Source organism: bacterium, from assembly GCA_009926305.1.
GTDB lineage: Bacteria > Bdellovibrionota_C > UBA2361 > UBA2361 > RFPC01 > RFPC01.
This window is the reverse complement of the sequence record RFPC01000001.1, coordinates 50,510-68,920: the sequence shown is the minus strand read 5'-3', so window position 1 is coordinate 68,920 and position 18,411 is coordinate 50,510. Positions and strand designations below refer to the sequence as shown.

Annotated in this window: 16 protein-coding genes and 1 pseudogene; 6 read left to right on the top strand and 11 right to left on the bottom strand. The window is 44.4% G+C overall.

Annotated elements, in window-relative coordinates; all coding sequences use genetic code 11:
• Positions 1–17: 17 nt before the first annotated feature.
• Positions 18–557 carry an ATPase gene (locus EBR25_00300; protein ID NBW39422.1) on the bottom strand — a complete coding sequence of 180 codons (540 nt, stop codon included), beginning with the start codon at positions 555–557 and terminating at the stop codon, positions 18–20.
• Positions 558–1,088: 531 nt separating this feature from the next.
• Between EBR25_00300 and EBR25_00295 the strand changes: the two genes are divergently transcribed.
• Positions 1,089–1,550, top strand: a complete 462-nt coding sequence (locus EBR25_00295; GenBank protein NBW39421.1) for a hypothetical protein — start codon at positions 1,089–1,091, stop codon at positions 1,548–1,550.
• A gap of 305 nt (positions 1,551–1,855) precedes the next feature.
• Here EBR25_00295 and EBR25_00290 read toward each other — a convergent pair whose 3' ends face one another.
• Positions 1,856–3,724 carry an ATP-dependent metallopeptidase FtsH/Yme1/Tma family protein gene (locus tag EBR25_00290; GenBank protein NBW39420.1) on the bottom strand — a complete coding sequence of 623 codons (1,869 nt, stop codon included), beginning with the start codon at positions 3,722–3,724 and terminating at the stop codon, positions 1,856–1,858.
• 171 nt (positions 3,725–3,895) lie between these two features.
• Here EBR25_00290 and EBR25_00285 point away from each other — a divergent pair, with 171 nt between their 5' ends.
• Positions 3,896–4,306 carry a CBS domain-containing protein gene (locus tag EBR25_00285; GenBank protein ID NBW39419.1) on the top strand — a complete coding sequence of 137 codons (411 nt, stop codon included), beginning with the start codon at positions 3,896–3,898 and terminating at the stop codon, positions 4,304–4,306.
• A gap of 2 nt (positions 4,307–4,308) precedes the next feature.
• Here EBR25_00285 and glgP read toward each other — a convergent pair.
• The 3 genes and pseudogenes from glgP to EBR25_00270 all read right to left on the bottom strand — a co-directional run bounded on the left by glgP (position 4,309) and on the right by EBR25_00270 (position 7,880).
• A pseudogene (gene glgP, locus EBR25_00280) lies at positions 4,309–5,959 on the bottom strand (alpha-glucan family phosphorylase).
• 167 nt (positions 5,960–6,126) lie between these two features.
• Positions 6,127–6,600 carry an Hsp20/alpha crystallin family protein gene (locus EBR25_00275; GenBank protein ID NBW39418.1) on the bottom strand — a complete coding sequence of 158 codons (474 nt, stop codon included), beginning with the start codon at positions 6,598–6,600 and terminating at the stop codon, positions 6,127–6,129.
• Between the two features lie 95 nt (positions 6,601–6,695).
• Positions 6,696–7,880 carry a hypothetical protein gene (locus EBR25_00270; protein NBW39417.1) on the bottom strand — a complete coding sequence of 395 codons (1,185 nt, stop codon included), beginning with the start codon at positions 7,878–7,880 and terminating at the stop codon, positions 6,696–6,698.
• Between the two features lie 126 nt (positions 7,881–8,006).
• Here EBR25_00270 and EBR25_00265 point away from each other — a divergent pair, with 126 nt between their 5' ends.
• Complete coding sequence (locus EBR25_00265; GenBank protein ID NBW39416.1) at positions 8,007–8,525, top strand: DUF892 family protein; 519 nt, start codon at positions 8,007–8,009, stop codon at positions 8,523–8,525.
• Positions 8,526–8,644: 119 nt separating this feature from the next.
• Here EBR25_00265 and EBR25_00260 read toward each other — a convergent pair whose 3' ends face one another.
• Genes EBR25_00260 through EBR25_00250 form a run of 3 tightly spaced genes read right to left on the bottom strand, consistent with a single transcriptional unit; the run spans position 8,645 to position 11,477 of the window.
• Entirely contained in the window at positions 8,645–10,654 is a 2,010-nt protein-coding gene (locus EBR25_00260; protein ID NBW39415.1) for a protein-L-isoaspartate(D-aspartate) O-methyltransferase, read from the bottom strand.
• Positions 10,655–10,665: 11 nt separating this feature from the next.
• Positions 10,666–10,998 carry a hypothetical protein gene (locus EBR25_00255; GenBank protein NBW39414.1) on the bottom strand — a complete coding sequence of 111 codons (333 nt, stop codon included), beginning with the start codon at positions 10,996–10,998 and terminating at the stop codon, positions 10,666–10,668.
• A gap of 14 nt (positions 10,999–11,012) precedes the next feature.
• Positions 11,013–11,477, bottom strand: a complete 465-nt coding sequence (locus EBR25_00250) for a DUF2267 domain-containing protein (GenBank protein NBW39413.1) — start codon at positions 11,475–11,477, stop codon at positions 11,013–11,015.
• A 187-nt stretch (positions 11,478–11,664) separates the two neighbouring features.
• Here EBR25_00250 and EBR25_00245 point away from each other — a divergent pair, with 187 nt between their 5' ends.
• Together EBR25_00245 and EBR25_00240 are read left to right on the top strand one after the other, a co-directional pair.
• The gene (locus EBR25_00245; protein ID NBW39412.1) at positions 11,665–12,924 is read left to right on the top strand and encodes a class I SAM-dependent methyltransferase; all 1,260 of its coding nucleotides are present in this window, start codon (positions 11,665–11,667) and stop codon (positions 12,922–12,924) included.
• Between the two features lie 5 nt (positions 12,925–12,929).
• Positions 12,930–13,157: a hypothetical protein gene (locus EBR25_00240; protein NBW39411.1), complete on the top strand. Its 228-nt coding sequence runs from the start codon at positions 12,930–12,932 to the stop codon at positions 13,155–13,157.
• A gap of 18 nt (positions 13,158–13,175) precedes the next feature.
• Here EBR25_00240 and EBR25_00235 read toward each other — a convergent pair whose 3' ends face one another.
• Positions 13,176–15,608 carry a phosphoenolpyruvate synthase gene (locus EBR25_00235; protein ID NBW39410.1) on the bottom strand — a complete coding sequence of 811 codons (2,433 nt, stop codon included), beginning with the start codon at positions 15,606–15,608 and terminating at the stop codon, positions 13,176–13,178.
• 141 nt (positions 15,609–15,749) lie between these two features.
• On the opposite strand from EBR25_00235, the gene EBR25_00230 reads away from it, so the two are divergent.
• On the top strand, positions 15,750–16,520 hold the full coding sequence (locus EBR25_00230; GenBank protein ID NBW39409.1) for a glucose 1-dehydrogenase: 771 nt from the start codon (positions 15,750–15,752) through the stop codon (positions 16,518–16,520).
• A 73-nt stretch (positions 16,521–16,593) separates the two neighbouring features.
• Here EBR25_00230 and EBR25_00225 read toward each other — a convergent pair whose 3' ends face one another.
• On the bottom strand, positions 16,594–17,247 hold the full coding sequence (locus tag EBR25_00225; protein NBW39408.1) for a rhodanese-like domain-containing protein: 654 nt from the start codon (positions 17,245–17,247) through the stop codon (positions 16,594–16,596).
• Positions 17,248–17,326: 79 nt separating this feature from the next.
• Positions 17,327–18,409, bottom strand: a complete 1,083-nt coding sequence (locus tag EBR25_00220) for a hypothetical protein (protein NBW39407.1) — start codon at positions 18,407–18,409, stop codon at positions 17,327–17,329.
• Positions 18,410–18,411: the final 2 nt, after the last annotated feature.

The window sequence follows — 18,411 nt, the reverse complement described above, 5'->3', positions numbered from 1 at the left end:
CTCGTAGAGGGCCGCCATCACTCTCCGCGACACCAGACTACTCGGACTAATTTCTCCCCTTTGGAATATTGGATTTGCAGCTCTCCATGATAAGCGCTCTGCAGAGCATCGCCAATTCGTCGAGCAAGATGTTCATAGGTAGTCGTAATTTCAAGACCGAGTCTTATAGGCATCATAGATATGATCCTCTGCATCGGATGCTGAGAGTGCTCTTCGTGTTCAAGAGATTTAATTAAGTTTAGAATTTCTTCCTCGTGTTGATGGAAAAACATACCTCGGATTGTTACGACCCCTCCTGGGATTCGCTCTCTCACCCTCTGACACGCCGGACACTCAAAATGCCCCTTTGACCTATCTTTTTCTGGATACTCAGAATTGACATCATCCGCCCAACGCATTAACCCCTTATGAAAAACTACGCTGCATGTATTACATGCGCTTCCATCTCGAAGCTTTCCGCGAAGACGAAAAGCATCGTGATTCACATCATGATATGGATCCTGTAGATAGTGGCCTCTCTTGAGGTGTGGATCGAATGGCGTTAGGTGCTCTGACATTATTCCCTCCTATTAGCCTCTTTTACTCTAAATCTACTCTAAAAGCTCAGTGGGTCTTCCCGTTTTAACTCAAAAAGCATGAGAAGGGATTGATCATCCTCATAAGAAGGGTGCCAAATATGAAGATGCTAGATAAATATCAGAAGTAAATCTGATCGAATCCTGATGTATAGAGCCATCGCTGCTCTGTGGCTCGCTAATATTATCAGGAATGCTGAAGGGAAAGAGAGCTCTTGAAGGGAGTATGAGAAGTCATATGATGATGTGGCTATATCGTATTCGAGTTGAATAGAATTTGGATACTTTGCTCATCCAGAGGAGGAACGCCTGTTTTCCTTGCAATCGCCATTTCCATACTTGAACGGATGTACGTCAGCTCCCTGTGGCAGGAGGTAGATGGAAGTTGCATAAACGTCTTTAGCCAAGATACTATGGTGGCAGATTAACAAAGGAGTTGTGCGGGACGTCAAATACGCTGGCGCAAATTTGCCGCCCTACCCTCGAACCGTCATGCCTTCCAGCGAGGATCTTATGATTTGCGAAGAAGAGCTTCTTCAAATACTAGATGACCGAGTCCGGAGGACAGACTTGACTTTACAGATCAGGCAAGTCAAGCAACAGCTGGAGGACGATCCCAGCATACTTGCTGGCACAGTTCCATTATCACTTAAAATCTTTGGCGAAGATCTTCCCAAAATGATTCGCTCGGCTCGACTTTTCTCACTGCGGGCTCAAACAGAATTCAAGACAGAGCGACATCCCAACAGTTTACAGCGAGTGGTCTCCCTCGAGGGGGATGGTGAAATCGAGGTCAAAGATAGCTCAAATCCCTTAGTTCTTTCCCTTGTCAGTGGGGCTAACTTGGAACTTTCCAAGAGGTGGGCATCCGTAGAACGCAACATTTGGCATCAACCTCGTGCCGGGAACTCGGATTGGGTGGTTCTGACATTCCACGAAGCAACGGAAAAAGAGCTAATTGATCAATATCGTTAGTCAGTAAGGGATAACCATCGAAGTGAGGAGAGCTCAAACCCCTCCGCAATAATGTACCAGCTTCTTTTTTGAGGTCAGATTATGAAGCGTGAAATTTGACGCTCTCGGTGGGCTCTATTTTCAATCTCTCAACTCGCCTCGTCGATAACTGAACAACCCTCGGTCCATCAAGAATCATCCCCTCTTCAATGCTTCCAGCAACCTATTTGGTTTTCCTGTCCCTCTTTCAGCGAGCTCGGGAGGATATAAGTAGACAGCAGGAAGCAAGAGATAGCTCATTTCTTTGATACCGCAGCCTGCCATTACTACCCAGCATGAGCTTTACTATTATTATGCTGTCCAATTGGTTTGAAGTTTGTGATTAATTCTTCAAGTTCCGCGCCATCAAATGTTTCCCTTTCCAAAAGAATTTCTGCAAGATAAGACAGGAGCTCTTTTCTTTCTTCGAGGATGATGCGAGCCTCTCTCATCGCCTCTTCGACCAATTCCCTTACCCCTTGATCAATCTTGTATGCCGTTTGTTCGCTATACCGCTTACTAGATCCATAAAGTGTACCATTGCCCCTTGCCAGATAGGGACTATCAATATTTTCATACGCTACCGCTCCTAATGAATCTTCCATCCCGTAGCGAGTAACCATACTGCGAGCAATCTCCGTTGCCTGCATGAGATCATCAGCCGCTCCAGTAGAGACCTGACCGAAAATGATACTCTCAGCGGTTCGACCACCAAATAAAATAATCATTTTATTCATCAAGTCTTTTCGCGAAATAAGATATCGATCTTCTACTGGTCTTGAAATGGTATGCCCTAAAGAGCCAAGCCCTCGAGGAATAATCGAGACCTTGACCACTGGATCCGCGCCCGGTAATGCCAAAGAAACGAGTGCATGTCCTAGCTCGTGGTACGCTACAATCTCTCGCTCTTTAGGATTGAATAGTCGATTCTTTTTCTCCAGACCGGCAATAATACGCTCAATGGCATTTGTAAAATCACTCATGGCAACCTCAATACCTTCTCGACGAGTCGCCAAAAGCGCAGCTTCATTAACGAGATTTGCGAGATCTGCTCCTGTAAATCCAGGGGTAAGCGCTGCAAGTTCTTCAAGTCGAACATCTCTTCCGAGAACAACTCCCTTAATATGCACAGAGAGGATTTGTTCTCGTCCCCGCTTATCTGGCCTATCCACTAATACCTGTCGGTCAAATCGTCCTGCACGAAGCAAGGCTGAGTCTAAGATTTCTGGTCTATTCGTTGCTGCAAGCAACACGACTCCAACACTTGGATCAAATCCATCAAGTTCAGCAAGGAGTTGATTGAGTGTTTGCTCTTTTTCATCATGACCTCCACCTGGCGCACCAAATCCTCTCGCTTTTCCAAGCGCATCTAATTCATCAATAAAAATGATACATGGGGCCTTACTCCGTGCCTGCTCAAAGAGATCCCGAACACGGGCAGCACCAACTCCGACAAATAGTTCAACAAACTCAGAACCACTAATTGAGAAAAATGGCACTCCGGCTTCACCCGCCACTGCACGAGCAAGCAGAGTCTTTCCTGTACCAGGTGGCCCCACAAGGAGTATCCCTTTTGGTAAACGACCACCGAGCCGTCCATATCGACTTGGTTCCTTCAAAAAAGTAATAATTTCTTTCAATTCTTCTTTTGCTTCATCAACTCCTGCAACATCACGAAATGTCACTCGAGTACTCTCTTCCATGTATATCCGCGCACGGCTCTTTCCAACTGCCAAAAATCCTCCACCACCAAAACCTTCACGATTCGCTAGGTATCGAATTACGAAAACCCATCCCCCTAACAGTAAGAGTGTAGGAAGTATCCATCCAAGAAGATCCCGAAAGAATGTGTTTTCAAAAATGCCCTCAAAATGCACATCAGACCGAGAGACAGTCTCTACAAGCTCAGGATCAATGCGGACAGAAGAGAAAGACTTACTCTCTCCAGTATTGGGATCCCGAATGACTCCATGAATATACTTATCTGAGATACGTAATTGATCGACCTCTCCTCGCTCTAATGCAACTATAAAATCGCTATATGGAAGATGAAGTTCGGCATATCGGCTTCGAATAATCCCCTGTAATAGAAGAAATCCCCATACAAAAAGGATGATATACCAGAAGTTAATTCTAATTTTCTTTTCTGACTCCAAACATACCTCTCTAATCTACGTTCCACTCTAACCTGCTTGATACTGAGTAAGAGGTGATAATGCTCATATCAAGAAGGAGCATCCCCTCTATGATCACCCTTGATTTCATTTGTTCACAAAGAAGCCTGTCTTCTGACAAGGAACTATCCGAACTCAAAAAGGAGTAATGCCATGCAAGGAAAACTACTTCAGATTATGACCTCTTCTCCAGAAACTGTGACATCTGATGAAAGTGTGGAAGATGCTCTTCGAAAAATGCGTCAGCAAAAGTGCCGCCATCTTCCAATACTCGATGATGAAACGTTAGTCGGGATTGTTAGCGATCGTGAGCTAAGAGGATATGTGCTTCCGACAGATGCCCTCGAAGCAGATTGGGATATGATTCGAGCACGGCTACAAGAACCAATTTCTCATATCTCACAAAGTAATCCACTTACCCTAGGACCCGATGATGAGATTGATGATGCTATTGAGCTAATGCTAGAGCAAGATATCGGTGCAATCCCTGTAGTGGAGCCAGCTGAAGGCTATCTTATGGGAATGGTAAGCTATGTTGATATTTTGCGGCATGCTCTTCGGTAAAACTACAGGTAGTAGGCTTTTGCGATATAGGATGTAAGCATTCGCTCCGTAGTGAAAAAAGATCCATTCAGAGCTATCGCATGTCTCATCACATCAATAAATTCATCTCTCTGGTTATGAAATAGCGGCATTATTACATCCTCTAGCTTCTGATACAGATCGGTAGCATCCCAATATATAGCCCCATGCTCAAATCTGTCGTGTTCCGATTGCCCAGCCAGTCCGACCCTCGATACACCCCTCTAACCACCATCCATCCAAGACGCTTAATGAAGGAACTCCATTTAAGGCTGCTTTCATGCCGCTGGTGCCCGATGCTTCCTGAGGTGGCTCAGGAGTATTCAGCCAAAGATCAACACCAGCGGTCATTTTCCGAGCTGTCTCCATCCCATAATTCTCCAAAAATACGAATTGAATGTCTGACTCCTCTTTTTCGCCTCGACGAATTAATTCTTCAATAATCCCCTTTCCACTATAATCCCTTGGATGAGCCTTTCCACCGTAAATTATTTGCAAACCTCCATTGAGCTTCGCTATTGCACGTAATCGCTCATGGTCAGCAAATAGGAGCAATGGACGCTTATATGCCGTTATTCTCCTCCCAAATCCAATAGTAAATATATCTTCTCTCAGTTCACGTTTTGCATGTTGGCAAACAAAAGAAAGAAGCTCTCTCTTTGCACTTTGATGTGCCATCCAAATCTCCTCCAAGGGCACATTCAATATGTATCGAAGACTTGCGTTATCTGATTCCCATCGTGGAATATATCGGCTAAACAGGTCACGAAAAGCACTCGATACCCACGTTGCTGCATGCACCCCATTTGTTATGGCTTCAATAGAATAGTTCGGAAAGAGTTGTCGAGTAACTTCACCATGCCGCTTCCCAACTCCATTGATGAAATGGCTTAGTTCAAAACCAACAGAGGTAAGGTTCAGCGTTTTCCCTTGCGAAAAGAGATGTGCTGACTCAAGTATCCTCGTATCGCACATGACTTCTTCGACCATCTGTTTATCGAACTGGTCATGACCAGCTGGTATTGGAGTATGTGTGGTAAAAACACAACGTTTTCTGACACGGTCAAGGATTAAAGGCGTCACCTCAGATACCTGCATCCTGTCCATTTCTTCTCGTAGAAGCTCAACAGCAAGCAAGCTTGAATGTCCCTCGTTCATATGGAATCGCTCGATTGAATTGTACCCAAGTGCTCTTAACAGCCTTACTCCTCCGATTCCAAGAACTATTTCCTGACACAGACGATAGTGAGGAGCCCCACCATATAAATAATCAGTGAGCTTTTGATCCTCTTCATTATTATGAGCTAGACGCGTATCAAGAAAAAACACTGGGATCTTGCCCTGCAATCCACAATAATCCCATCTCCAACCGCGTATATGAACCACTCGATCATAGAGCTCAACGAACACCTGAGGCGAAAGCTCAACAAGCTTTTTTTCTATCTCCCATGGAGATGGATATTCAAATTGTATTCCCTCTTTTGAAATTTTTTGTAAAAAGTATCCCTTGCGATGTAGTAGTGTAATCCCGACCATTGGTATGCCCGCATCAGCCGCGCTTCGGATGGTATCTCCCGCTAGAACGCCTAGGCCTCCACTATATGTTGGCATCTCCGGAGAGAGGGCAATCTCCATCGAAAAATATGCGATAGTCATCGAAGAATGGTTATGACAAGAGAATAGTTATCTTACACTCTTTCAAAGTAATTTCTCCCGATTGATGGGTTATATCACCAATTCAAAATACAAAGTGGAGTCTCTTAGGAAGAGACTCCATCCTCGTACTATCGAAATATTTTCAACTAGTGGATAGCAATTCTCTTTGAAACCTCAGCTGGCTCCTTCTTCACCTCAATTTTTAATACGCCATCACGTAATGTTGCCTCGACATCCTGCTCTCCCTTTGCATGTGGCAACATGACTGAACGCGATGATGATCCTTTCCAGCATTCGCGACAAAGATAGCTTTTCCCCTTTTCCTCCTTTTCTTCACCTTGTTCATATCGGACAATTAGCACCTTATCCTTCAGAGTAATATCAATGTTCTCTTTGCTAATACCCGGCATCTCAGCCTGAATAACGTACTTATCATTTTGCTCCTCGATGTCTATCGGAAACCGCTTTCCATTCACTCCTATGGTGTATGCAGGAACGGGAAATTGACTCCATAGATTCTCCATTACATCCTCAACATCACCATAACGCTCACGGCGTAGAGATGGAAAGAATGATGAAAGACGGGACCTAGGCTCAAAGAGCGATGGTAGAAATGTCATTTTGAATACCTCCTTAAGTATTGTGTTCTTTTAAGACGGGTCAACCCGATATCCAAAACTGTAAATCTGCTCTTTATTTTCGCCTATGATATCGATCAACTCTCTTCAGGTTCTAACTCAAGAAATCCATCGGGTAGTAGCGTAGTAACAAGCATTGCCTCGTTTATGTCTACATGCTGAATCCAGGTATTATTTAGCCTATGCTCAGGAGCTAACCAGAAACTTTCTATTACTCCAACAAGGGGCAAGAAGCGTTCAAAGGCGACTAGAGATTTTGCAAGAACATCTCGCAGACCTTTCTCTTGAAGTACCAATTCAGAAAAACGCCCAATGGCTTTGAGTCCGATAACGAGTCCCAACTCTCGGAAAGCCAAGCGGAGCTCCGGGTTAGTATCCCAATCTACCCCTTCGAGCTCTGAGAGCCCTTCATAGGCTCCATGAATAACTTCATAGAGGAGTGAAACATCAAGAGTCTCTCCAAGCATAATGAGCTGTCCCATTCGATACGCTTCAATCATAAGAGAACCAATACTGAGCATATCTGTCGTTCTCCACGTCGAATGACCGCAAATCTCCATCAAGCTCTCTTGCTCAGATTCAAAATCTTCCTTCCTTTCGGAATAATTCCTCTGGATCTGATAAACCACTATAAGAGCATCGAGAGGATCGAGATGCCCCATTGATGAGACGAGTGGACGAGAGAGATCAATGCTCATCTTCCAATACATTCGACGATTCATCGAAGATGCAGTTTGATAGAGAAACTTGGGTAAGGTGGCTTTAATGAGCTCGTATGCCTGCCTATGATATGTCTTATCTCCTGTCTCGTAACCAATTACGGAAAGTGCGTGAGCCCACTTTGCAAGATAATGAAAATACTGTCCATCACGACTCCACTCTAGCTGCTCATCAAATGACTCAGTGGCATGTCGCTCCATTAACTTCTTGCCAATTCGCAAACCACCACTTGTTGGATGTTTTCGGCCCTGATGCTCATTAAAACCGCTCAACCATCCTGTTCGGATATCATCTTCACGATGACGTCCCAAGACCTCATGAACCTGTACCACAAGCTTCAGAGCTAATTGTAAGAATCTCTTTTGTTGAGTAAGGCGATAGAGTGAGACCAAGTTACAGACTGCGAATGCATCGGTCCATAGATAGCGCCGACTTGTGGCAGGATCTCCGAGTAGCCCTGTTGAATTCACAAAATCTTCCATCAACCCTTTGGCAAGAGCAATTCTCTCATTACGAGGAGCTCTGTACAGGCTATGATTCATCAGGCTTTGATTCATCTCTGCTCCACTTGCCAGATGATACTTCTAGTACCATAAGCTGATCGTTATCACTGACACGATTGCTCAATAACATCACAATTAAATTCACAATAGCGTAGCAAGTTATCAATGGAGTTTAGTATGAGTAAGATTGCAAACTTGAAGGACCTCTTTATTGAACAACTCAGAGACCGATACGATTCAGCAAATCGACAACTTGGCTTCTTTCCGACTTTGCTGAAAGAAGCGAAAACACCCGAACTTCGAAAAGTCATTGAAGAGCTTCAGAAAAAGACTCGACATCATCTTGAGACATTGGAAAATATCTTCCTTGAGCTTGACGCTGATATTGGGGGAGAAGGATGCGAAGCGACCCGTGGTCTCATTCATGAGGCGACTGAAATCATTAGTCGCTCAACCGACCTTCAAGTCCGAGAAGCTGGAATTGCCGTCTCCATTCAACATCTTAACCATCATGACATCTCTGGATTTGGCACCTGCCAAGCCTACGCGAAAACCCTAGGGTATAAAAAGATCATGGAGACTGTGGGTCATATGCTCAATGATGAAAAAAATATTGATCGTGAATTAACAAACATATCTACCCACTCTCTCAACGAGGAAGCTATGAACCCTATTCTGGGATAAAATTTACCCTAAGTGCCTCAACATGAGTTGAGAAGGTAAATATTCATTCCCATTGAAAATAACTATCTGCAAAATTGGAGCAGTAGGTTGCTCCTTTTGCCCTATCACAAACCGTTTGCTCATAGTCCAAAGGGAAAGATATCAGGTGCTCCATGCGATTCTACTTCTGGAAGGGGGGTAACTGGTTTTGTAGTATCAAACCATACATATTCATCAAACTGCTCTGGTAGAACTGCGTGAAAATAGTGGCTGGATCGCTCTCGCTCTGGTCTGTAGATGACACCAATCGCTCTCTCGAGTCGAGATTCTTTGAGCTCCTCGCATACCTCCTTACGTGCAGGCTCCCGCAGAGGAAGAAAGCATCTTGGTACGTGTGATTCGTGAAAGATGTTTTCATAACTTCCACTTATAGCTGGATGAATTTTTTTTCTCTCCAGCTTACCACCCCAATGGGAAGCAGCTGCTACCACACCTCCATTCAGGCCGAAGCCAATATGATATGCTTTCTCCTTGAAAGCCTCTCTGCATAACTGACCAAGATTGAACTCCCCACGCTTTCCCATCTCTGTTGCAGATGCTATTCCGATATGCGAATTATGAGCCCAGACTACGGCTCGCGAAGTCCCTCCATTACCCTCTAGTAGCTGATTCAGAGTATCAAACATGTGTTGATCACGAAGATTCCATGAACTCGTGGAGCTACAATAAAGACTTCGGTAATACTCCTCTGCATTAGCGACAATGCGGGCATTTTGCAACAAATTCATTAAGTCACTTTTCTTATGACCATTGCTATTGAGTTGAAGTCTCCACTCCAGTAGCTCTTGTAGAACAGAGAGAACTTGCTCTTCACAATCCTTTCGTATTCCAGATAAGACCGCCCTTCCATAATCGCTTGGCTCTTCTTCCCAGGGAGTCAGACACTCATATCGCGCTCGAACCTTATTAGCCAACGGCACATCTATCTGCTCAAGGATACGAAGAACTGCTGTCATCGATGAATGGAGACTATAAATATCAAGTCCAGCAAATAGTACCCGGTCTTCTGGTTCTTTTATTTGAGAATTATAGCTCTTTAGCCAACAGAGAAAACGAGCCGTTTCAGCATTTCTCCACATCCATATTGGAAATCTACCAAAGGGAATAAATCCTTCTTGTCGATGCTCTTTATTCCCCTGTAAGTCGGAGTTTATATAATATGCATCTGGCCAATCACCTTCAATCGCGACAATGGTAAATCCCTTCCGGGATATTAGCTGCTCAGTGATGGCAGCACGTATAGTGTAAAATTCCGATGTTCCATGAGTTGCTTCACCTATTAAAACTATACGACTCTCTCCGATGCGCTCTATGAGCCCATCCAAGTGATCTCCATAGATGTCATCAAAAGGAATAGCAACCTCATGAATAAGCTTAGGAAGAGTACCGTTGCTCTTTACCTGGGGAGCAAGCCTCGAGTCCCAACCAGCACTCCCAACGAGTGGCACAAACCGTACTGACCCATGCTCCTTTTCAATAAATCTTTCTTTACTGACTCGTTGAATACACAAGAGTTTTTGTATGTCGTACTTTTTACCGACAGGAAGAACCATCTTCCCACCTATCTTCAACTGTCTACGAAGCACGTCTGGAATACTCCATCCTGCTGCTGATACAAGAATTGCATCGAAGGGAGCTTTCTCTGGCAATCCCTGGGAGCCATCTCCTTGCTGAACAACTACATTTTCATACCCAAGCTTCTGAATTCGCTCACAGGCATGTATCGCTAAGTCAGCATGCCATTCAATTCCATACACTCGAGTCACGATCCGACTGATAATAGCAATTGCATAGCCACTCCCAACGCCGACCTCAAGTACTGTGTCGGTGGATTTGAGACCAAGCAACTCAAGCATCAGAGCCACAATATATGGTTGTGAAATTGTTTGCCCGTGGCCGATTGGAACGGGTTGGTCCTTATATGCAAGACCACGACTCTCGATCGGAAGAAATTCTTCTCGAGGAACTACCTGCATAGCGGACAGAATTGCTGCAGAATGAATTCCTCGAGCACGAATCTGCTTCTCAACCATTTCTAATCGAAGACGTGCGGAGAGAGCTCCGGTCGCACCATTCCTTCCTGCCGGCATGCTCATTGTCTCTATCGTTCAAGTTTCTTTGCTGTACGTAGGCTTATAATGAACTTTGTTTGCTCCTTATCTATAACTTCCATAATCTCAGCTCCAGAATTATTAGCCTCGACGGTAACCTGTTGAGGAGATCGAATGAAGTGTCCAACTTTTGGTGATAGAATCTCAATTTCATCGTTTGAGGGATCATATTTCATATTTTTAAATGGCTCCCAGGCGGCATCAACCTGAGCACCTATTCGTGGTGAAATCACCTCAATCTGAAACTCTTCATACTGCCCTGCTTGAGGCAGATGAGAAAAATACTGTTGCCACTCTTGCTTCTCTAACTCGCGTATCGCCATTCTCTTCCCCCTCTTTAGGCATTTAACCAGAAACTCTTCAATTCTTTCGGAAATCCACCTGCTATATGCGCCACTTCTCCGTTACTAATTTTCTGTTTGAGCACCCGAAATACAGCCTCTATTGAAGTCTGTGCAGAATGATCATTACCAAAATCTTTTGACATTGAGCGCATATCTGCTTGTCGTACAGTCGCTACAAAATCAGAGATGTGCCGTCCCTCAGCTACCTTTTGTCGACTAGGATTCCAGCCATCGATGTAAAGCGCCTTTAAAAGAAATGGAAGTTGTGAGATGAGATCGAAAGATTCTTCTTTGGTCAATCTCTCACGCAGAGCAGCGAACACTGCCCTTGTAACTCGAAAAGCTCGATCGATATCCTGTGGCGTTCCAAGTTCACTAGCAACGTCACTAATAAATATACGTGTACTATCGATATAGGCTTCAAAGTTCATCCCTTTTCCTCCAAGAAGGAACAGCATCGGTTGATTTTCCTGCTTGCTATCCTTTGTACAATCTCAATCGTAAGAAAGAATAGAATTTGCCAATGTCAGCTACCATGATCGCGATCGTCTAGAAACACCACCCTGATGAACAATGATACAAATCACCGACAAACCAATTCATCTCGGTTAATCAGTCACAAGATATGAAACAAGGGGGGTTAAAGTGGGATTTTTAATTGAAAAACAGGCGCAACAGGATATTACGCATAGTCCCCAACTGCGAGTAGTATCATCAAAAGCTCTTCCCGTAGTTCCAATTGCTGCACACAGATTACTGCAGCAGATTCATTATGGGACATTACGAATCGTGTTTCCCAACGGAAAAACGCAAACATATGGGCGACAAAACTCTGGCTATGATTGCACTTGGCGTATTCATAACGAGAACCTCTTTATACGGCTTATCCAACAAGGCTCACTTGGCCTCGGAGAGAGCTACATGGATGGAGAATGGGAGATTCTCCATGGATCTCTTGGAGATTTTTTCTGCATTTTATTTCAGAATAAGCTGTGGGAGCATATTCGAGAAGACATACAAACACGGCTACGCATTTTGTTGCAGCATCTCCTTCGAAGTCCAACCCGACTGACTTCGAGCAGCAAGAATGTTAGAGATCATTATGACCTTGGAAACACCTTCTTTTCATATATGCTCGATAGGTCAATGACATACTCATGTGGCTATCAACGTTCACCTGATGAAACACTTTTCGAGATTCAACAAAATAAATATTCCCTGATTGCAGATAAGCTTGCCATTAGAGATAGCGATGCATCTCTCGTTGATGTTGGATGTGGCTGGGGTGGCATGCTTCATTATATTACTCAACGCTTTGCAAATATTCATGCCACAGGCATTACCCTGAGCCAAAAACAATATCACTATGTAAAGAATGTCCTCGGCCCAAAAGGAATGTCCAATCGAGCCAAGGCACTTCTTCTTGACTATCGCGAACTCGATGGGACCTTTGATTACTTTGTAAGCATCGGCATGTTTGAACATGTGGGGAGACAATCGTATTCACAATTCATGGGGATGATTCGACGAGTGCTTCGCCCTGGTGGACGTGGGCTTCTCCATACAATTTCTACGGCTAGTGCCCCCGAGGAAGGTTCCGACCCATGGCTTATGAAATATATTTTTCCAGGTGGTTATCTTCCAAGACTTGAGGAGATTACTTATGAGATGCGAAGAGCAGGGCTTATCATCACTCATATTGAAAATCTTCGTGAGCACTATGTCCATACAATTGCTCATTGGAGAGCAAATTTCAATAAACATCGAGAACAGGTTCTTAAGCTTGGAGGACAGTATAGCGAGCGCTTCATGAGAATGTGGGAATTTTATCTCTACAGTGTGGAAGCGAGCTTTCGAACGGGGCCATGTCAACTCTATCAAGTTCTATTTCAGAAAGAGGCGTAATATATATGGTGCACAAATTGAAGTCATTTGGACAAAAGACTAGGAAGCGAAATGTAACGCTTCGAACCTCAGATCAATTCAATCGGAAAGATGATACAATTGCTGTTGCCTGCTCAAGATGTGGCAAACTTTTTAACTACACTGATGAACTCGATATAACGGATGAAGAGCCACCAATGAGTAATCCAGACATTTTTTTATGTCCCCACTGTGAGATGGAATTACGCGATTAGCATATGAGCAATCTCTTCTTATTGAACTTGAACCTGCGCCAAAGACACAGATGATTCAGGTTTCGTCTCATCTTCTAGTGCAGAAACAGCGATACGCGTCTTCAGGAGAACATCTGGTGTAACTGAAATAGCATCAATACCCTCTTCAACGAGAAAACGAAGGATATCTGGATTCGAAGAGGGTGCATCTCCACAAAGTCCAATGTATTTTCCATGCCGATGTGCAGACTGAATCACTTCTCGTATGAGCTTTTGAACAGATGGCTCTACCTCTGAAAAGAGGTGAGCTACTAATGCAGAATCCCTATCGACGCCAAGCACGAGCTGTGTCAGATCATTAGAACCAATACTCAGTCCGTCAAATATTTCAAGAAACTCATCCGCCAAGAGTATATTCGAGGGAATCTCACACATACCATAAATGGGAATATCACTTTGATGAATCCCAAAATCATTAAAGAGTTCAATAATCTTTCTCCCCTCCTCTGGCGTGCGACAAAATGGAACCATCAGTATAATATTTTTGAGGCCAAGAGTATAAAAGACTCTCTTAATCGCCTCGCATTCAAGCTCAAAACAAGAACGGAATCTTTCATCATAGTATCTCGAAGCGCCTCGCCATCCGAGCATCGGATTTTCCTCCGCTGGTTCGAACTGTTCTCCTCCGAGAAGTCTGGCATACTCATTTGATTTCAAATCACTACATCGTACGATCACAGGCTTTGGATAGAACGCTGCTGCTATCATGGCGACTCCCTGAGCCAAGCGCTCTATGAAGAACTCTGCTTTACGAGGATAGCTCCAGGTGAGCTTCTCAATCTCTCTTCGGGTTATGGGATCTTTAATCTGCTCGAAATCAATCAGGGCCCGTGGATGAATGCCGATGTATGAGCCAAGAATGAATTCAATTCTCGTTAGACCAACTCCGTCATTCGGCAATGCTGCATGGGTAAATGCTTTACGAGGCTCGCTAACATTTAAACAGACTTTCGTACTCGTTGTAGGCAAACTTGGAAGGGAGACTTCCTCCACCTCAAATTCAATGAGACCCTTATACACCTTTCCTACCTCTCCTTCCGAGCACGATACGGTTACTTCTTGACCATCTCGGAGCGTGTCAGTGGCAAACTCTGTTCCAACAACGCAAGGAACACCAAGTTCTCTACTAACGATCGCCGCATGACTCGTGCGTCCACCACGATTCGTAATAATAGCACTCGCTTTCTCCATGAGAGGTTCCCAATCAGGATCGGTTGTATCTGCCACAAGGATCTCACCTTGCTGAAATTCACACATTCGAGATATATCAGGACATACCCGTACTGCTCCATGACCGACTCGCTGACCAATAGCTTGTCCACTCAGGAGAACCTCCCCCACTTGCTTTAGTCGATATGTTTGGAGCAGATGTTGCTCGCGCTGAGAGACTACCGTTTCGGGTCTTGCTTGCACGACATATAACTTTCCATCATTACCATCTTTTGCCCATTCTATATCCATGGGAGCCGGTCGCCCAAGTTTCTTAGAAAAATGATCCTCTATTCGGCATGCCCATTCAGCGAGTAAGAGCACCTCATCATCATTTAATACAAAACGTGAGCGCTCAGCATAGGAAGCACGTATTGTTGTTGTGGTAGCTTGACCTGATTCAGAATAGACCATCTTATTCCACTTTGTACCAAGATTTTTGGCAAGAATTGCACGATATCCATCACGGAGCGTTGGCTTAAAAACATAAAACTCATCTGGTGAAATTTTTCCCTGCACTAATGGCTCACCAAGACCGTGCACCCCAGTTATAAGTACGACGTCTTGAAATCCAGAATCTGGATCAAGTGTGAAGACGACTCCTGAGCAAGCAAGGTCTGCACGGACCATGCGCTGTACACCTACTGAGAGAGCAATATCATCTTGATCAAAGCCTTGCTCAACTCGATATGAAATCGCCCTTTCCGTAAATAGAGATGCAAAACACTGCTTACAGGCCTGAAGTAACGCTCGCTCCCCGGAGACATTCAAAAAACTCTCTTGCTGCCCTGCAAAGCTTGCCTCGGGAAGATCCTCAGCAGTAGCAGAACTACGAACAGCTACATCAACAGGTGAGCCAGACTCTTTGCAAAGATGCGCATATGCTTGAGTAATCTCACCCCTCAATACATCATCAAAACTAGCAGATATAATTAACTCACGTATTGCTCGTGCACGTTTTTGCAGATCAGAAAGATCTTTTGTATCAAGCACTGAAAGAAGCTGCATGATACGAGCCTCAATCTGAGCAACCCGGAGAAACCTACGATAGGCACTTGCGGTAATGACGAATCCATAGGGCACTTGTATGCCGTCTTTTGTTAATTCTCGAAACAGTTCTCCAAGAGAAGCGTTCTTTCCTCCTACCTCAGCAGTATCTTCATGAGAAACGTCCTCTAGCCACCGAATATAGTCACTCAAAATCTCCTCCTCTCATTGCTGTTTTTTTCTGGCTCACTCTGCACTCTCTTCAACGAAAAGAAATTGATGCTCATCATACTCAGCGCACTGATTTCCTTTCATGATGCGAGGCGCAGCACAAATTACTTACAAGGGGGAAATAGCATGCAACGACTCGATAATGAGATTGCAATCATCACTGGTGGTGCTCTAGGAATCGGGAGAGCTACTGCAGAGCTATTCGCCAAAGAGGGCGCAGTTGTTGCGGTAACAGATATCCTTGAAGATCAAGGAGAGAGCTTATGTGACAAAATACGCCACTATAATGGAAAGGCCAGCTTCTTTAAAATGGATGTTTCCAAAGAAAGAGAAGTAGAAACTGTTTTCAGAAAAATTCAACAAGACTTTGGAGCCCCAACGATACTAATTAATAACGCGGGAATTGCTGGCGCTAATAAGCCAACACACGAAATCACAGAAGAAGAATGGGATGCAGTTCAAGCTGTGAATGTAAAGGGCGTCTTCTTTTGCACAAAACATATCATTCCTAAAATGATAGAAAATGGCGGAGGTAGCATAGTGAATCTCTCCTCAATCTATGGTCTGATCGGTGGAGATGATGTTCCTCCGTATCATGCATCAAAGGGGGCTGTCCGATTGATGACAAAAACAGATGCCCTGCTCTATGCAAAAGATGGAATACGCGTAAACTCAATTCATCCAGCGTATATTTGGACACCCATGGTAGAACACCATCTTGAGAGTCAGGGGCTAAACAACGAGGCAGGTAAAAAATTAATCGCCGAAAAGCATCCAATCGGACACATTGGCGAGCCAGATGATATCGCTTACGGAGCGCTCTACCTTGCATCGAAAGAAGCAAAATTTATCACTGGATCAGAGCTGATCATTGATGGTGGATATACCTGTCGATAAGTTGTAATCAGACACGACTCTTTTTCTGAGTTGCAACGAGATTCGAGCTTAATGGCTCATCCATTCTTTCTTTTCAGCAGCCAAGCTCCGATTCTGCAACGCAGGCATCTAAGCTCCCCTTTCGATTGTCATTCGCCGAAGAGTGTGCCCCATTGACTTGAACTGACGAGTTGAGCTGTCGATCGGTCGTCACATAATCTTCAACCTTCGTTTGACTCCATTCGTGTTCATGATTCCAGGTAGTCCAATGGTAACGCCACTCGTTCCAACCAACACCAAGATGACGTACATAAATCCCATGCTCAGCAAGCACTTTCCCTATCTTTCTTCCCGTCATGCACGGCTCACTGTAACAGTAAACAATAATATCTTTATCTTGAGGAAGCTCTCGAAAGGCCCCGACTATTCTTTCAACCTGATCATAGGCTGACTTATCTGGCGAAGAGTATGCAGGAATGTTAAGCGCACCCTTAATATGAGCCTTGCGATACTCCTCAGCACTCCTTAAGTCAACAAGAGTAAAATCACTCTTTCCCTTCATCATTGCTTTCCTGAGGTGATGCGGACTCACAAGCACAGCCGCTTCGGTAAGATAAAAGTTCTTAATAAGTTCTTTTTTTGAGGGTGCGCTCACTCCACTGCAAGCGATGAGCATCGCAGACATAACAGCGAAGCTCATAAGAATACAGACCTTCGCTACTTGGATTTTAATCTTCGAATGTAACATTTCCTATCTTCTCCATCCTCTCATTACATCCCGGCTCCAACGGAGCATAGGAATATATAAATTTACGTACAACGAACACCTAGGATTCCAGGCTTTCTGAACGCATTGAGTATTCTAATGACTCGGCTAACGCAGCAAAGTTTCCATCACCGAAACATCCGATTACATCACTTGCCCGCTGAATGATCTCAATAAATGGCACACTTCTCCCTGGAAACATCCGCTTAGAAAATAACTGAAGTAAATATCCCTCTCCACACTTGTCCACTAAAATCCCAAGTCGCTTCAGTGTATCGAATGCCTCTTCTGGAGTGATATCTCCAAGCCTCTTTGGCACCTCATCATAGTAACACTCTGCATGCTTTTGATTCCGAAACTCTAGGAATCCAAGACCCCGAGCTCTGAGGCTCTGAATAGAGCCAATGATGTTATCAGTGGCCAGCGCTATATGCTGTGCGTGGCTCCTTCCCATTTCTCTCAGTTGAGCTGGAATTTGAGACTCGTCATCTCCCGCTAGAGGTTCATTAACCGGGAAAAGAATTGCCTCTTCCGTTCCATACAAGCCCATGACTTCACTGTAGAGCGAGGCCATAAATTCGTCCGCTTCTACTCGAATAGTAAACTCATTCACTTTTTTCATTCCAAAAACATCTCTCATGAAATCAATCACGGGGAGAATCTTCTGTGTGTTCGTTACGATATGATCAATTCGCTGAAATGCATGCGAGGAGGCGCGCTGAAGATGAGGGTTTGGAGTCATCCCCAAATAAGGTGTTTGATCATCTTCAAGAAAACGGAAAAATAGCCCACCGTCATGTGGTGCCTTGAGATGTCCCACTCCAGTGACATCACAAATGCCTGAAGGTTGGTCTGTTCTCTTCCCGATTTCTGTGAGAGCCTCCTTTGTATTCTCAACCCGAATACCGATTTCACGAATAAAGTTGCCTGATTGTCGCGCTAAGAGAGACGCATCATCTCTACTATCAAGAATGAAGAGAACATCCTCCGCTTCAATGCCATAGACAGGCTCCTCCTCCTTTTCAGGGACATACGCAATATCCATTCCCATTAATTCGGATAGTCGCTCAGCTTCACCCCGTGCATCTTCAACATATAACGTAACGGGACCAAAGCGTTTCATGCGTAGTGGATTATCACTCATGT

Coding starts and splice junctions, on each gene's coding strand:
- EBR25_00230 (NBW39409.1), top strand. CDS start 15,750: ATGCAACGACTCGATAATGAGATTGCAATCATCACTGGTGGTGCTCTA.
- EBR25_00250 (NBW39413.1), bottom strand. CDS start 11,477: ATGCTGTTCCTTCTTGGAGGAAAAGGGATGAACTTTGAAGCCTATATC.
- EBR25_00220 (NBW39407.1), bottom strand. CDS start 18,409: ATGAGTGATAATCCACTACGCATGAAACGCTTTGGTCCCGTTACGTTA.
- EBR25_00240 (NBW39411.1), top strand. CDS start 12,930: ATGGTGCACAAATTGAAGTCATTTGGACAAAAGACTAGGAAGCGAAAT.
- EBR25_00225 (NBW39408.1), bottom strand. CDS start 17,247: ATGTTACATTCGAAGATTAAAATCCAAGTAGCGAAGGTCTGTATTCTT.
- EBR25_00295 (NBW39421.1), top strand. CDS start 1,089: ATGATTTGCGAAGAAGAGCTTCTTCAAATACTAGATGACCGAGTCCGG.
- EBR25_00300 (NBW39422.1), bottom strand. CDS start 557: ATGTCAGAGCACCTAACGCCATTCGATCCACACCTCAAGAGAGGCCAC.
- EBR25_00285 (NBW39419.1), top strand. CDS start 3,896: ATGCAAGGAAAACTACTTCAGATTATGACCTCTTCTCCAGAAACTGTG.
- EBR25_00255 (NBW39414.1), bottom strand. CDS start 10,998: ATGGCGATACGCGAGTTAGAGAAGCAAGAGTGGCAACAGTATTTTTCT.
- EBR25_00260 (NBW39415.1), bottom strand. CDS start 10,654: ATGCCGGCAGGAAGGAATGGTGCGACCGGAGCTCTCTCCGCACGTCTT.
- EBR25_00270 (NBW39417.1), bottom strand. CDS start 7,880: ATGAATCATAGCCTGTACAGAGCTCCTCGTAATGAGAGAATTGCTCTT.
- EBR25_00265 (NBW39416.1), top strand. CDS start 8,007: ATGGAGTTTAGTATGAGTAAGATTGCAAACTTGAAGGACCTCTTTATT.
- EBR25_00275 (NBW39418.1), bottom strand. CDS start 6,600: ATGACATTTCTACCATCGCTCTTTGAGCCTAGGTCCCGTCTTTCATCA.